This window comes from Agarivorans sp. QJM3NY_25, from assembly GCF_050870875.2.
Lineage (GTDB): Bacteria > Pseudomonadota > Gammaproteobacteria > Enterobacterales > Celerinatantimonadaceae > Agarivorans.
In genome coordinates, this window is the sequence record NZ_CP194041.2 from 4,297,260 (window position 1) to 4,310,672 (window position 13,413).

Genomic DNA, 13,413 nt, shown 5'->3' on the forward strand with positions numbered 1-13,413 from the left:
GAGGGCTATCCTTGCTGAGCAGAAATATCAGGATTTGAACTTAAGCGTTGATACTGTTGCTGAAATAAACGCTGAGAGTCATGCAGGGTGGAGAGCACCGCTTCACTAGCCATGCTACGCACCACCGGAGTGACCTGCATTTGTGGGCGAACTCGTTGTAAACCATTTACCACGATCCGCTCTGAGCCCGACAAACCTTGGCTGACGATTCGTAAGCCATTGATCTCTTCGCCCAGAACCACTGGACGATACTGCACCACATTGTGCTCATCTAACACCAATACAAACTGATTGTTCAAATCAGTGCCCACCGCTCTATCATCGATCAATGTTGCCTGATAACTATTGCTGCCTGCGATCCGTAAACGGGTATACATGCCCGGTAATAACGCGCCATCTGGATTCGCAAAACGAGCTCGCAAACGGATCGTACCAGTGTTTTGACTCAACGCATTATCAATAAAGTCAATCCGCCCTAGATGACTAAATTGAGACTCATTCGCCAAAGCCATTTGCACCACCGCGACACTATCTGCGTTTCCAGCTCGTGGTAAGACACCCGTTAACTGTTGATACTTGAGAAAGCTCTGTTCATCCACATCAAAGTAAGCATACATATGCTGGGTGGAGACAATACGAGTGAGTGACGTTTCACCCAAATTGACATAGTTGCCTGCCGTAATAAGAGCATTCGAAACGCGCCCCGAAATCGGCGCACGCACGTCACAAAAGGCGAGGTCTAGGCGGGCTCTTGATAAAGCAGCATTAATCGAGGCCACCGACGCAGCGCCTTGCTCTTGAGCAGAAAACCGACTGTCGAGCAATTCATCGGCTATCGCTTGTTGACGACTCAAGGCCTGCGCTCGCTGGTAGTTTTTCTTGGCTAAGGCAAAACTACTTTTAGCGCTGGCCAATTCGGCCTCTAAGCGAGCCACTTCTGCAGCAAAGACGCGGGCATCAATTTTAAATAACACCTCACCCTTTTTCACCACACTACCTTCCGTAAATAACACCTGCTCGATATAGCCAGAAACCCGTGGCATCACCATCACGGTTTGCGGCGCTTGCAGACGACCGGTATATAAGTCTGTTTCGGTAATTTTCTCTAACAACACCTTAGCCACCTCAACAGAGGGTGGTGGAGGTGCAACATCACCTGCGGCCTCAGACTTTCCACATGCGACGAGGCTAATACTAAGTACGCCCATGCAGAACAATTTGACTAAATCGAAAACAGAAGCCATGGCAGGTCCCTCAAATAATAAATGTAGTGAGATAAATCCCTTTTGTACTGCTCGGTATAATAGTATTGAAACGTGACCGGGTTCAAGCTGTTTTTTGTACCGAGTGGTATTTAATTGTTTGAACCGCTTAAAGTGGTAAGATGAGAACGATTAATAAAAACTTAAGGATCATTGATGTCATTGAAATGCTGTGGCAATCCAGGTCGCCCCCGTAATTTTGACCCGGCGAAAGCTTTAGCCGCTGCACTACAAGTGTTCTGGGAAAAAGGTTATGAAGGCGCATCCTTAAATGAATTAACTCAGGCCATGGGGATTAACAAACCCAGTATGTACGCCACTTTTGGTAATAAAGAACAGCTTTTTTTTAAAGCCATCGAACTTTATGAGCAGCGGCCTAACGCCTATTTCTATCCGGCCTTAGCAAAAGCAACAGCTTATCAGGTGGCTGAACATATATTGCAGGGGGCTATTACCAACCTTAGCGACCCCACACAACCTCAGGGTTGCGTTGTCATACAAGCAGCCCTGTCTTGTGGACCATCAGCCAATAGCATTAAAGAAGCCCTCAAAGACCGACGTAACCAAGCAGGAGCAGCCTTATTACAACGCTTTCAACGAGCTCAACAAGAACAAGACCTAAGGGCCGACGCGAGCCCCGAAGCATTAGCGCATTATTTAGCAACAGTACTACAAGGCTTGAACGTACATGCCACCAACGGTGCCAGCATCCAACAACTAGAACTAATTGCAAAACTCACACTGGCAACCTTTCAAAACGCCACTCGAGATCCTGCTACAGACTAAGTATTCGCTTGTTTATCACGACGATAACGTCCTGGAGAAATAGAAAAGTACTTTTTGAAGCGATGTGCAAAGGCAAAACCATCTTGATAGCCCAGTTGACTCGCGATGACCTCTATCGACCAATTACTCTCACGCAATAGATATCGAGCATGCTCCAAACGCAAACGGGTTAAATATTGCTTAGGGCTGGTTTGAAATTCTTGTCGGAACAAACGGTAACAATGGGCTTCTGATACCGACAAACGCTGCGCCATATCAGTCACCGACCAAGGGTAATGTAGTGAAGAACGCAACTGTTGCTCTAAATTATGCAAAGGATTGGGCGCCTCGCCCTTTAGTGGTTTGAGTAACTGCAATAAATAACGTTTGAGTAGCTGGGTTAAGGCCGCTTCAACCAAAGGATCGGGCTGTTGTTTTACCTCCTCATCCAGTAATAGCTTTAAACACTGGTCGATGCTTTGGCCTGAATCTATTTGCAATACCTTCGCTTGCGATGGGAAACGATACCAACTCAGATCAGCCGAAAATAATAACCAATTATGTCGCCAAAAGTGACTCGCCAGGCTAATCGAATAATGTGCCCCCGCAGGTAACAATAGCATTTCATTCGGACCGATCCGCTGCTGGCCTTGCGGGGTATGCAGGCGACCGGCCCCCGCCATCGATAACACCAACAAATGTTCCTTGGGTGCCCGCCGACTCACAAAATATTCACCACGAAGATAAGAAACCCCCGCTAAACTCACCTGTAATTCAGCCAACTCCGAAAATCGTTCGGTGGTGAGGAAGCGCTCGACACAACGAGGGCCGATGTCGAGCTTGTCTTGCCAATGACGAAGATTCATAAATGATAGTTTTAAACATATTATGGATAGCTTCAATTATGTGCCATGCGGAGCAAATAAGATAGGATCCCGCCGTCTATCGTCACTTGCTAGATAGCTTCAATCAGATGAAGCTCACGTTTTGAGGTTTTTATGCACACATCTCCCAATTCATTAAATCGCGCTTGGTTAGAGCAGTTTTGGCGTCTCGCTTGGCCGATTTCGCTACAAGCTGTATTGCTCAGCTTATTAAGCTTAGTCGATGTGCTCATGGTAGCGACCATCGGAGACGCCGAAGTGGCTGCGGTGGGTTATGCTGGCCGCGCTTTTTTTGTTGCGATTATTATTTTAAACGGTTTCTCTACCGCCTGTGCCACACTCAGTGCCCAGCATTGGGGCTCAAAAAACTGGCCCGCCATTGGCCGTACCGTAGCGCTGTCGTTTTACGCAGGATTACTGTTTACCGCTATCGCTCTTGGCCTCATGTCGCTAAGCCCAACAACCATTATGCAATGGGGAAGCAGCGATGCCCAGCTCATCGCAATTGGTGCCGATTACATTCAAGTCACCGCGCTGATGCTGTTATTTACCTTACCAGTCACTCTCGTTGAATCCGCCTTACGGGCGAGCGGAAACACCAAACTGCCACTGTACATTAGTATGTTTGCGGTCGTGACCAATATTGCCTTAAATCAACTATTGATCTTCGGCTTAGGGCCAATTCCAGCAATGGGCGTTGTTGGCGCAGGGATCGCCACAGTTGTCGCTCGAGCATTACAACTACTGATTCTATCCGTTATTTTAAAGTTACAAGACCACCCGCTACTTAAGGTTTGTTTCATCGGCTTCTGGCAACTCCATAAAACCGAATGGCTTAACTATGCCAAACTGGCGGCCCCCTTAGTTATCAATTTTGGTATTTGGTCGATTGGGGTATTTGTTTATGCCACCTTATATGGGCAACTGGGGACAAATGCCCTAGCAGCGATGAGTTTAATTAGCCCGATTGAAGGGATCGCAATCTCTTGCTTTATTGGCTTTTCAGCTGCCTGCTCGATCATGATTGGCAATAAATTAGGTGTAAACCAATTTACTCAAGCATGGACAGATGCTCGCGCGTCGCTCATCGTAAGCCCCATTGCAGCGATGGGAATTGGCGTGCTGGTATGGTTACTAAGCTATCCATTACTCAACTTATTTGGAGCCCTAGAAAGTGACACCCTAAACTTGGCTCGGCAGTTAGTATTAATACTCGCGGCAACCACCTGGATCCGAATATTTAACATGGTACTGATTAATGGGATCCTGCGTAGCGGTGGCGACAATGGATTTTGTCTGATGTCCGATACATTTTGCCAATGGGGCGTGGGCTTAATGGCCACATCTATTGCCATTTTAGTGTTTGATGTTAGCCTGTTAACCGCCTATTGCATCGCCTTAAGTGAAGAAGTTTGTAAGGCTCTCCTATGTTTTTGGCGGATGAATCAGAAAAAATGGCTACGCAACCTAACTACCAGTTCATTTGCCGAAACGAACTGATTAGACCAGAAAAATGCTGCCATTTTCTGCGAAAACACTATAATCATCGAAAATTAGAGTTAGTTAGCATATTTATTTTCAAAAAATGTGCTAATCTTTCTTAAATCACCAGTTCGATAACTTAAGTAGAGTTTTCAACGAAAATGTCTAACAAATTCTCTATTTTGCTGCTCAATGGTCCAAATCTAAACTTACTCGGAAAACGAGAGCCAGAAATTTATGGTCGACAAACTTTAGACGATATTGTGCAGCTCTTACGTACCCAAGCCGAAGCGCAGGGTGCCAGCCTTGATGATTTTCAGTCCAATACTGAAGGCGAACTAATTAACCGGATCCATCAAGCCATGGGAGAAGTTGATTTTATTTTAATCAACCCTGCGGCGTTTACCCATACCAGTGTAGCACTACGTGATGCCTTGCTCGGTGTAAACATCCCATTTATAGAAATCCATCTATCTAACGTGCATGCACGTGAGCCCTTTCGCCATCATTCTTATCTTGCTGATAAGGCCGAAGGCGTGATCTGTGGTCTAGGTAGCCAAGGATACCAATTTGCTTTAACTGCTGCGCTCGCCCAGTTGCAGCAGTAGCCATTTAATTAACCTAATACGATAAAAGAGAGCCCCTATGGATATTCGCAAGATTAAAAAATTAATCGAATTAGTAGAAGAGTCAGGTGTTGCCGAATTAGAAATTACCGAAGGTGAAGAATCGGTACGCATTAGCCGCAATTTTAGTGGTGCTGCGCAACAAACAATCTATGCGCCAGCCCCCGTAGCCGCGCCAGTTTCCGCACCAAGCGCAGCCCCAGCAGAAAAAGAAGCCTCATCAGGTCATCAACTGCTATCGCCTATGGTTGGCACTTTTTACCGCTCGTCTTCTCCAGAAGCACAACCATTTGTACAAGAAGGTCAGCAAGTGAATGTGGGTGACACACTTTGCATTATTGAAGCGATGAAGATGATGAATCAAATCGACTCTGACAAAGCCGGTGTTGTGAAGGCGATATTAGTTGAAGACGGTAATCCTGTTGAGTTTGATGAACCGCTATTCATCATCGAATAAAGAGGCATTTGTATGCTAGATAAAGTTGTTATCGCTAACCGTGGTGAAATTGCCCTACGGATTTTGCGCGCCTGTAAAGAGCTCGGTATTAAGACTGTTGCCGTACACTCAACCGCAGACCGCGATTTAAAGCACGTCTTATTAGCCGATGAATCCATTTGTATTGGTAAACCCGCTGCAAGTGAAAGTTACTTAGATATTCCACGCATTATTGCCGCAGCTGAAGTCACCGATGCAGTCGCAATTCACCCGGGTTATGGTTTTCTATCAGAGAATGCCGAATTCTCTGAAATCGTCGAGAAAAGTGGTTTCATTTTTATTGGCCCCACAGCTGAGACCATCCGCATGATGGGTGATAAGGTTGAAGCGATTAAGGCAATGAAAAAAGCTGGTGTTCCCTGTGTACCTGGCTCAGACGGCCCGCTTAGTGAAGATGAAAAGAAAAATATTCAAATCGCCAAGCGAATTGGTTACCCAGTAATCATTAAAGCCGCTGGTGGTGGTGGTGGTCGTGGTATGCGCGTGGTTCATCAAGAAAGTGAATTAGTGCAAAGCATTGCGATGACCAAAGCTGAAGCCGGAGCGGCCTTTAATAATGATATCGTCTACATGGAAAAATACTTGGAAAATCCTCGCCATGTAGAGGTTCAAGTATTATCCGACGGTCAAGGCAACGCAATTCACTTAGGTGAACGAGACTGTTCGATGCAACGCCGTCACCAGAAAGTCGTAGAAGAAGCACCAGCGCCGGGTATTACCGAAGACATGCGGCGCTACATTGGTGAACGTTGTACCCGTGCTTGTTTAGAAATTAACTATCGTGGTGCTGGTACTTTTGAGTTCTTATATGAGAATGGTGAGTTCTACTTCATCGAAATGAATACCCGTATTCAGGTTGAACACCCCGTCACCGAGATGGTGACAGGCATCGACTTAATTAAAGAACAACTGCGGATTGCAGCAGGTCAACCGCTGTCCTTTAGTCAAGATCAGGTGAAAATTACGGGTCACGCCATCGAATGTCGGATTAATGCCGAAGATCCAGTAAGCTTCATTCCTTCACCGGGTCGCATTAATCGCTTCCATCCTCCGGGTGGCATGGGGATCCGTTGGGACTCTCACGTATATGCCGGTTACTCAGTGCCGCCTTATTACGACTCAATGATTGGTAAGTTGATTACCTACGGCGAGAATCGTGATATTGCGATTGCACGCATGAAAAATGCCTTATCGGAGTTAGTTATCGATGGTATAAAAACCAACGTGCCTTTACAGCAAAAAATCATGCAAGACGAAAATTTCCAATTTGGTGGTGCCAACATCCACTACCTTGAGAAAAAACTCGGTCTTCAGTAAGCGTAAACGAATAGAAGATAACAAGCCCTCGAATTAATACGGGGGCTTTTTTTTGCCCAATTCCCCCTTAAAAACATAAACTTTGATCCCATTAAAAATCGATTTGCGTTGATTATATGCTGGTTATCCAAGCTTTGAACCATTGACTATTAGCTAAATAAACCAAGCCATCGGGTATACATATCGCGTGGCTAAACCCTCGAGCTGCGTCGCATAAGTGTAAGGCAATTGTTACACTCAGGTTAAGCGTTGTGGCATTTGTAAACGGCGGCATCTATATTTATGGCTTACACTAAGAATGCGGTAACTCAAATTGGGTGGCGCATAGATTATTGATGTTTTTATTACTGAATCAAGGACTGATAGCTTTAGGTCATGATTATTAAGCCAATATACGAAATACTGCCAAGCCTTTACCTGACTGCTGGCTCAGGTTCAGTGATCTGGCTAGACTCTACCCTTGGAATCGCAGGCGGTATATTGCTATTTTGTTTGGGGGCCATCGTTTGGGTAATGCGCTCCAACTGCCGCCGTTTAGATGAGGTAACCACTCTCTCGAAACGCATCACTCTGCCAGAGTCTTTATACGAGTTTACCCCCTTCTTTTTAATTGGTATCGCCTTAAGTCTTATTTCCAGCCAACAGCATATTTGGGCCTATATTCTTGCCGTATTTTGCTTATATCGCGGCACACAACTACTGTATCTGCGACATCGCTATCGCAGCTACGCTTGGCAGAAAGCCCAAAGCAGCTCAGTCGCAAATAAAAGAGCACAACCATAAATGAAGCAAATTTTACAACCAAGAACGACGTACGACCCTTTTCTTTGGGAAGTACTAATATTTAAGTAAGTGTATCAACCAACAGATAGGAGTGTTCAATGCTACCCAAAGTTATATACGAATTACTTCCTAGCGGCTATTTATCTGCTGGTACCGGGTCGATCTTATTGCTAGACCCATGGTTAGCCAATCTTGGCGGTGCAATACTATTTGCCATGGGCGCTCTCATTTGGGTGATACGCTCAAATTATCGGCGAGACGACCGCGACCGCAAATCATTTATTACTAAACATAAAGTACTGCCAGAAGCGCTCTACGAATTCATCCCCTTTGCCTATTTAGCAAGCGCAGTATTGCTACTCAGTCTACTCTCCAATACTCCTTCGCTATTTTTAGCGCTCGTAGCCTGTTATCGGGGCCTGCAATTGCTTTATAAGCGCTCACAGTATCGAAACCATAGACTAAGCAGAGCCAATTAGACTGAGGCACCCACACAATTTTTAGATGCTAAGCACAATCTAACGCAGTACACTGGCCGGCTAATCGACTAGAGGAGCGGACGATGCCTTGGATCCAGCTAAAAATTAACGCCACAAAAGACAGTGCCGAACAGATCGGCGACTTATTAATGGAGACCGGCTGCCAAGCCGTCACCTTTTTAGACCGTCATGACACCCCTGTATTTGAGCCCCTATTAGGAGAAACACCACTTTGGGGCGATACCGACGTGCAAGGCTTGTACGATGCATCCGCCGACATGGCACCAGTTCTCGACTTTTTGCGTCAAGCCAAAGTCGTGGATGACAACAACTACAAACTCGACCAGCTTGAGGATAAAGATTGGGAGCGCGAGTGGATGAAAGACTTCCACCCGATGCAGTTTGGCGAACGCCTATGGGTATGCCCAAGCTGGACCGATGTGCCCGATCCCAAGGCCGTTAATGTGCTGCTAGACCCTGGACTTGCCTTTGGTACAGGCACCCACCCCACCACTGCTCTCTGTTTAAAATGGCTCGACCAGCTCGATCTCAGTGGTAAAACCGTGGTCGACTTTGGTTGCGGTAGTGGCATCCTCGCCATTGCAGCCATCAAACTAGGTGCCGAGCGGGTGGTTGGCATCGACATTGATCCTCAAGCGCTGCTGGCCAGTAAAGATAACGCCGAGCGTAATGCTGTGGCCGAAAAACTCGAACTTTACCTGCCCAAAGATCAACCCAGCGACTTTAAAGCCGACATAGTGGTGGCTAATATTCTCGCTGGGCCACTCAAAGAACTTTCGGATATCATTCTTGCCTACTTAAAACCGAAGGGCAGCATTGCGCTCTCAGGCATCTTAGAAGAACAAAGCGAAGCGGTATTAGCAGCCTACCAAACACAATGTGATATGGATGCCGTTGTTCTTGATCAAGAATGGTGTCGTTTAAGCGGAATAAAGCGCTAAGTTCACCTTTTATGTGGTAGGTTCCTCGTTTTACCGAGCTTCCTGCCATATTATCCAACTAAAAATCCAGCTTTTTTTTTAAGAAATGTTCAAATAATAGCCTTTTCAGCGTGCTCAAAAAGTCGTAAACTACGCCGCCCTGAGATTGAGAAGAACGCGAGTCATGAGAATAGGTCGTTATCAACTGGACAATCCGGTGATATTAGCACCCATGGCTGGCATTACCGATCAACCCTTTAGGCGTTTGTGTTGGCGCCTAGGCGCGGGGCTTACGGTTTCAGAGATGTTGTCGAGTAACCCTCGGGTATGGAACAGCAAAAAATCGCTGAACCGAATGGTTCACCTAGATGAATGCGGCATACGCAGTATTCAGATAGCTGGAGCGGATCCAGAATTGATGGCGCTAGCTGCCCAGCACAATGTGGCAAATGGTGCGCAAATTATTGACATCAACATGGGTTGCCCAGCAAAGAAAGTAAATAAAAAATTAGCTGGCTCGGCGTTGTTACAGCAACCCGAACTAGTCGCAAAAATCCTTAATGCTGTTGTACAGGCCGTTGATGTACCAGTGACCTTAAAAATCCGTACTGGATGGTCACCCGAACATCGCAATGCTTTGGCGATTGCCAAACTTGCAGAGGCGGCGGGAATTCAAGCCCTAGCAATTCATGGTCGGACGCGAGCATGTATGTATAAAGGTTTGGCTGAATACGACACCATAAAAGCAGTAAAACAAGAAGTCTCGATACCTATTGTGGCAAATGGCGACATCACCACACCGGAGCAAGCCAAGCATGTCTTGGATTACACTGGCGCGGACGCCATCATGATCGGTCGTGGAGCTCAAGGTAACCCTTGGCTTTTCAGAGAAATTAACCACTACTTAACCAGTGGCGAGCACTTAAGTGCTCCTGCGGTTGAAGAAGTGAAGGAAGTCATGCTTCACCACTTAGACAACCTATATTCGTTTTATGGGGAGTACCAAGGGGTTCGTATCGCCCGCAAACATGTGGGCTGGTACTTGAAGCAAATCGCGGACACGGACAAGTTTCGTTGTCAGTTTAACCAGCTTGAATCAGCCCTGGCACAAACGTCCGCAATTGAGCAGTTTTTCGAATAATTGTTGATCATTAATTAAATAAAAAGAGCGTCAAGTATGTTTGATTCAAATACCACCACAAACACACTTTCTACTATGACTAGCAGTGCTACGAGTACTGAAGTGAAAGAACGTCCATTGCGCGATTCTGTTGAGCAAGCTTTGCGCAACTACTTTGCCCAGTTAAATGGCGAAGATGTGTCTGAATTGTACGAATTAGTACTATCTGAAGTTGAAGCCCCGTTGCTTGACGTAGTTATGCAATATACCCGCGGCAACCAGACCCGTGCTTCAATCATGTTAGGTATCAACCGCGGTACTTTACGCAAAAAACTAAAAAAATACGGCATGAACTAAACACCCGTTCATAAGCCATTGATTAAAAAGCCAAAGTGGTTAATTTCACTTTGGCTTTTTTGTGTTTACTACACACCGTGCTACACACGAGAAAGAGTGTAAAAACATCATGAAGCCTCCAAAAAATTCTTAGATGCCTGCTTCCCAACCTAGATAGTATCTTCAGCCAAGTAGCAAAGGGAGGAACTAATCACGAACATTTCCTTCGAATGACTTTCCCATTTCAACAGTAAGAGCGGATATGAAACACTTAAAGCTAAAGTACTGCTAGCTCAATAATAACCAGAACCTCTACACCTCTACATAACTACCTCAGCTTAGAGACATGCATTCTTGGAAAGTGAAGAGGATAGACAGGTAACGAAAAAACAAACCCGCTAACAACAGAAATAATTATATCTCAACCTTCTGTTTAATAATTATTGCAAACCTACATCTAAATTATTGACCAACATCAAAAAATTCTATCATTTATATTTAATTGATTATCAAAAAGCTTAGATTAATTGTAACTCTATTCAATACGCCAACATTTTCATGGAAGTATTAGAGATAATTTCAGCCTGAGTTATGTTAACCCCTAGTAACAATGTGTCAATAAGGTATGTAGCTTGTTAAATTTTAAAAATTTACTTTCGAAGGTTTTATTGATTTCATTTCTTTCTTTTCCCAATATTATGCAAGCTGTCACCGTCGAAAAAGCTCAACATAGAAGCTTAAAAACTACAGAAGAAAAGCAGCTGCAACTTATTTTAAGTGCATACAGGCCTGATACAAAAGGTGTCACCTCAATCGACAACTCTAATAAAAATAGTAATATAAGAGAGAGATCTGAATTTCAGCAGCTTAAATATGAAAAGCTGGCTTTAGAGAAGCAGCTGATTGCGTTAAAAAATCAAAGTCAGCTAGAAAAGATAGAACGATTGACAAAAAAGCTTGATAGTATTGAAGAGAAGCTACCATTAGAGAATGAAAGTACAGGCTTTGACGTATGGTTAGGGTTGGTCTTAGCATGCGTTGCTCTTATCGTTACCGGACTGGGTGTGATAATCGCTCTTTTAGCATTCTTTGGTTACTCCAATATAAAAAAGACTGCGACTATCGCGGCAGTAAAGAAATCTGAATTCTTGCTGGAGAAAGCAATTCAAGAAGGTCAATTCAATGAAGTCATTTATTCCGCAGTTGAGAGAGCTGTTTATCGAGACATTCTATCTGAAGACGATTTTCCTGAAGAAGAGGAAGCTAGCGCATGAAAAGATGCAATGAATGGTTACAACTAACGCCAGAACAACAAAAAGTCATCCTTGAACATCAAACTAGCTTTCCGATTAAAGTAGGAGCTATTGCTAACGCTCTAGGAATTGTAGTTAAAAAGTCAACTCTAAAACCAGGGATTTCAGGTGTAATAAAAGAGACTAATGGAATTGTAGAAATAAAGATTAGCAGACATGATTCCAAAGAAAGGCAAAGGTTCACGCTGGCTCACGAAATTGCACATTTTTTCTTACACAGAGACAAAATAGGCGATGGTATCGAAGATACAATGCTATTTCGATCGGCATTATCAAATACACAAGAAGCACAGGCAAACAGGCTAGCAGCAGATATAGTCATGCCGTTTTCTCTAATAAATGAAATTCAATTTCCAAATGAAACGAGATTTGAAATCAAAGTAGAAGAAATTGCTAAGATATCTAAGCTATCGATACCAGCTATCGAAGTAAGACTGGGTAAAAAGGGGTTCTAGAATGTTTAACAGCAGTTTCTCTTATCAATATTGTCCAATACTTTCAGTCAGTCCGTCAGAACTAAGAGGGCTCAGAGAGTTACCAGACAAAGACAAAAGCTTAATTTTGCCTATTTTCCCCCTTAAATCGTGGGCTGCAGCAAGAGAGCTTAAAAGCTCCATCCAAAAAATAGAAGAATCTATTGGAGAACAACGAAAATGGATAGCAGATATAGACTACGAAGACTTACTCAATCGAAAAGAAGAAGAATACCGGCCTGTTCATCGTGATCTTCTTAAACTAACAGACTCAGTTGAAGGATATAGAAACTGGTACAACTTCATAAAAGAACACCCTAATGCAGTCCCTTGCCTCCAGTTAAAAGTTCTAAGTCAAGTGTCCACTCAAATAAAGGTACTGAACTCACTAGGGAGAGGCTTGGTTGTAATACTAAAACAGGTTGATATTGAGTCTCAAAGCTATAAAACTATCCTTCCTAAGTTAAAAGACGTAAGTAATTTACTAGTCATTTTGGATTTAGAGCAGATAACAAAAGAGCACGTAGATTTAAGCGAACAAGTTCTTACATACCTAAATGCAATAAAAACAATTCTTCCCAGAGCGTTAATATCTCTTTCCGCAACATCTTTTCCAGATAGCTTTGGAGGCTATCATAAAGGTGTAAAAAGCATCTATGAAAGAGCTTTATTTGATAAAGTTAAAACAGCTATTTCTGACTTGATTTATTCTGATAGAGGCAGTGCTAGAGCAACCAAGATGTCTGGAGGTTCAGGAGTTCCGCCACCAAGAATTGATTACGCGTGTAGAAATGAGTGGAACTTCATTCGTATGGAATTTAGTGAAACTTCACCTTCACTGACAAAAAGTGAAAAGCAGGCTCAAATACGAAAAGAAAAAAAGGAACTCTACACATTGATTGCTAAAAAAATCATGAAAGAGCCTTATTGGGAAAATGAGCTTGCTTTATGGGCCAATTATATAATAGAGCTAACCAGTGAAAGCGATGAATACGGCATCAATAGCGCCCAGTTAGCCACTGCGGTTCGAATAAACAAACATCTTCATACTCAGTTACATTTCGACTCGATAGAAATGATTAGCAATACTGATGACTATTGGGAAGACTAGTGACTTAAAAGATTGGAGGCTTTAG

At 44.0% G+C, this 13,413-nt stretch carries 15 protein-coding genes; 13 read left to right on the plus strand and 2 right to left on the minus strand.

Annotated elements, in window-relative coordinates; translation table 11 throughout:
• Positions 1-5: 5 nt before the first annotated feature.
• Positions 6-1,244: an efflux RND transporter periplasmic adaptor subunit gene (locus ACRRSW_RS19580; protein ID WP_432460223.1), complete on the minus strand. Its 1,239-nt coding sequence runs from the start codon at positions 1,242-1,244 to the stop codon at positions 6-8.
• Between the two features lie 174 nt (positions 1,245-1,418).
• Between ACRRSW_RS19580 and ACRRSW_RS19585 the strand changes: the two genes are divergently transcribed.
• Positions 1,419-2,048 carry a TetR/AcrR family transcriptional regulator gene (locus ACRRSW_RS19585; protein WP_432460224.1) on the plus strand — a complete coding sequence of 210 codons (630 nt, stop codon included), beginning with the start codon at positions 1,419-1,421 and terminating at the stop codon, positions 2,046-2,048.
• Here the strand turns inward: ACRRSW_RS19585 and ACRRSW_RS19590 are convergent.
• Positions 2,045-2,893, minus strand: coding sequence for an AraC family transcriptional regulator (locus tag ACRRSW_RS19590; RefSeq protein ID WP_432460225.1), 849 nt, complete (start codon positions 2,891-2,893; stop codon positions 2,045-2,047). The genes ACRRSW_RS19585 and ACRRSW_RS19590 overlap by 4 nt on opposite strands.
• Before the next feature lie 132 nt (positions 2,894-3,025).
• Between ACRRSW_RS19590 and ACRRSW_RS19595 the strand changes: the two genes are divergently transcribed.
• From ACRRSW_RS19595 to ACRRSW_RS19650, 12 genes are all read left to right on the plus strand, one after another.
• On the plus strand, positions 3,026-4,411 hold the full coding sequence (locus tag ACRRSW_RS19595) for an MATE family efflux transporter (protein ID WP_432460226.1): 1,386 nt from the start codon (positions 3,026-3,028) through the stop codon (positions 4,409-4,411).
• Between the two features lie 143 nt (positions 4,412-4,554).
• The gene (gene aroQ, locus ACRRSW_RS19600) at positions 4,555-5,001 is read left to right on the plus strand and encodes a type II 3-dehydroquinate dehydratase (protein WP_432455893.1); all 447 of its coding nucleotides are present in this window, start codon (positions 4,555-4,557) and stop codon (positions 4,999-5,001) included.
• A 37-nt stretch (positions 5,002-5,038) separates the two neighbouring features.
• Entirely contained in the window at positions 5,039-5,476 is a 438-nt protein-coding gene (gene accB / locus ACRRSW_RS19605) for an acetyl-CoA carboxylase biotin carboxyl carrier protein (RefSeq protein WP_432455892.1), read from the plus strand.
• A 12-nt stretch (positions 5,477-5,488) separates the two neighbouring features.
• Positions 5,489-6,832: an acetyl-CoA carboxylase biotin carboxylase subunit gene (accC, locus tag ACRRSW_RS19610; RefSeq protein WP_432455891.1), complete on the plus strand. Its 1,344-nt coding sequence runs from the start codon at positions 5,489-5,491 to the stop codon at positions 6,830-6,832.
• 375 nt (positions 6,833-7,207) lie between these two features.
• Positions 7,208-7,615 carry a hypothetical protein gene (locus tag ACRRSW_RS19615; protein ID WP_432455890.1) on the plus strand — a complete coding sequence of 136 codons (408 nt, stop codon included), beginning with the start codon at positions 7,208-7,210 and terminating at the stop codon, positions 7,613-7,615.
• A 98-nt stretch (positions 7,616-7,713) separates the two neighbouring features.
• Positions 7,714-8,094, plus strand: coding sequence for a hypothetical protein (locus tag ACRRSW_RS19620; RefSeq protein ID WP_432455889.1), 381 nt, complete (start codon positions 7,714-7,716; stop codon positions 8,092-8,094).
• Positions 8,095-8,177: 83 nt separating this feature from the next.
• Positions 8,178-9,056 (plus strand): 50S ribosomal protein L11 methyltransferase, encoded by an 879-nt coding sequence (gene prmA, locus ACRRSW_RS19625; protein WP_432455888.1) that lies wholly within the window; start codon positions 8,178-8,180, stop codon positions 9,054-9,056.
• A 163-nt stretch (positions 9,057-9,219) separates the two neighbouring features.
• Positions 9,220-10,176, plus strand: coding sequence for a tRNA dihydrouridine synthase DusB (dusB, locus tag ACRRSW_RS19630; RefSeq protein ID WP_432455887.1), 957 nt, complete (start codon positions 9,220-9,222; stop codon positions 10,174-10,176).
• Between the two features lie 36 nt (positions 10,177-10,212).
• Positions 10,213-10,512 (plus strand): DNA-binding transcriptional regulator Fis, encoded by a 300-nt coding sequence (fis, locus tag ACRRSW_RS19635; protein ID WP_016402072.1) that lies wholly within the window; start codon positions 10,213-10,215, stop codon positions 10,510-10,512.
• Between the two features lie 611 nt (positions 10,513-11,123).
• Entirely contained in the window at positions 11,124-11,765 is a 642-nt protein-coding gene (locus ACRRSW_RS19640) for a hypothetical protein (protein ID WP_432460227.1), read from the plus strand.
• Positions 11,762-12,259, plus strand: coding sequence for an ImmA/IrrE family metallo-endopeptidase (locus tag ACRRSW_RS19645; RefSeq protein WP_432460228.1), 498 nt, complete (start codon positions 11,762-11,764; stop codon positions 12,257-12,259). The genes ACRRSW_RS19640 and ACRRSW_RS19645 overlap by 4 nt, the downstream gene beginning before the upstream one ends.
• 1 nt (position 12,260) lies before the next feature.
• On the plus strand, positions 12,261-13,388 hold the full coding sequence (locus ACRRSW_RS19650) for a beta family protein (RefSeq protein ID WP_432460229.1): 1,128 nt from the start codon (positions 12,261-12,263) through the stop codon (positions 13,386-13,388).
• Positions 13,389-13,413: the final 25 nt, after the last annotated feature.

Coding starts and splice junctions, on each gene's coding strand:
- ACRRSW_RS19650 (WP_432460229.1), top strand. CDS start 12,261: ATGTTTAACAGCAGTTTCTCTTATCAATATTGTCCAATACTTTCAGTC.
- accC (WP_432455891.1), top strand. CDS start 5,489: ATGCTAGATAAAGTTGTTATCGCTAACCGTGGTGAAATTGCCCTACGG.
- ACRRSW_RS19580 (WP_432460223.1), bottom strand. CDS start 1,244: ATGGCTTCTGTTTTCGATTTAGTCAAATTGTTCTGCATGGGCGTACTT.
- ACRRSW_RS19645 (WP_432460228.1), top strand. CDS start 11,762: ATGAAAAGATGCAATGAATGGTTACAACTAACGCCAGAACAACAAAAA.
- accB (WP_432455892.1), top strand. CDS start 5,039: ATGGATATTCGCAAGATTAAAAAATTAATCGAATTAGTAGAAGAGTCA.
- aroQ (WP_432455893.1), top strand. CDS start 4,555: ATGTCTAACAAATTCTCTATTTTGCTGCTCAATGGTCCAAATCTAAAC.
- dusB (WP_432455887.1), top strand. CDS start 9,220: ATGAGAATAGGTCGTTATCAACTGGACAATCCGGTGATATTAGCACCC.
- prmA (WP_432455888.1), top strand. CDS start 8,178: ATGCCTTGGATCCAGCTAAAAATTAACGCCACAAAAGACAGTGCCGAA.
- ACRRSW_RS19595 (WP_432460226.1), top strand. CDS start 3,026: ATGCACACATCTCCCAATTCATTAAATCGCGCTTGGTTAGAGCAGTTT.
- ACRRSW_RS19620 (WP_432455889.1), top strand. CDS start 7,714: ATGCTACCCAAAGTTATATACGAATTACTTCCTAGCGGCTATTTATCT.
- ACRRSW_RS19585 (WP_432460224.1), top strand. CDS start 1,419: ATGTCATTGAAATGCTGTGGCAATCCAGGTCGCCCCCGTAATTTTGAC.
- ACRRSW_RS19590 (WP_432460225.1), bottom strand. CDS start 2,893: ATGAATCTTCGTCATTGGCAAGACAAGCTCGACATCGGCCCTCGTTGT.
- ACRRSW_RS19615 (WP_432455890.1), top strand. CDS start 7,208: ATGATTATTAAGCCAATATACGAAATACTGCCAAGCCTTTACCTGACT.
- fis (WP_016402072.1), top strand. CDS start 10,213: ATGTTTGATTCAAATACCACCACAAACACACTTTCTACTATGACTAGC.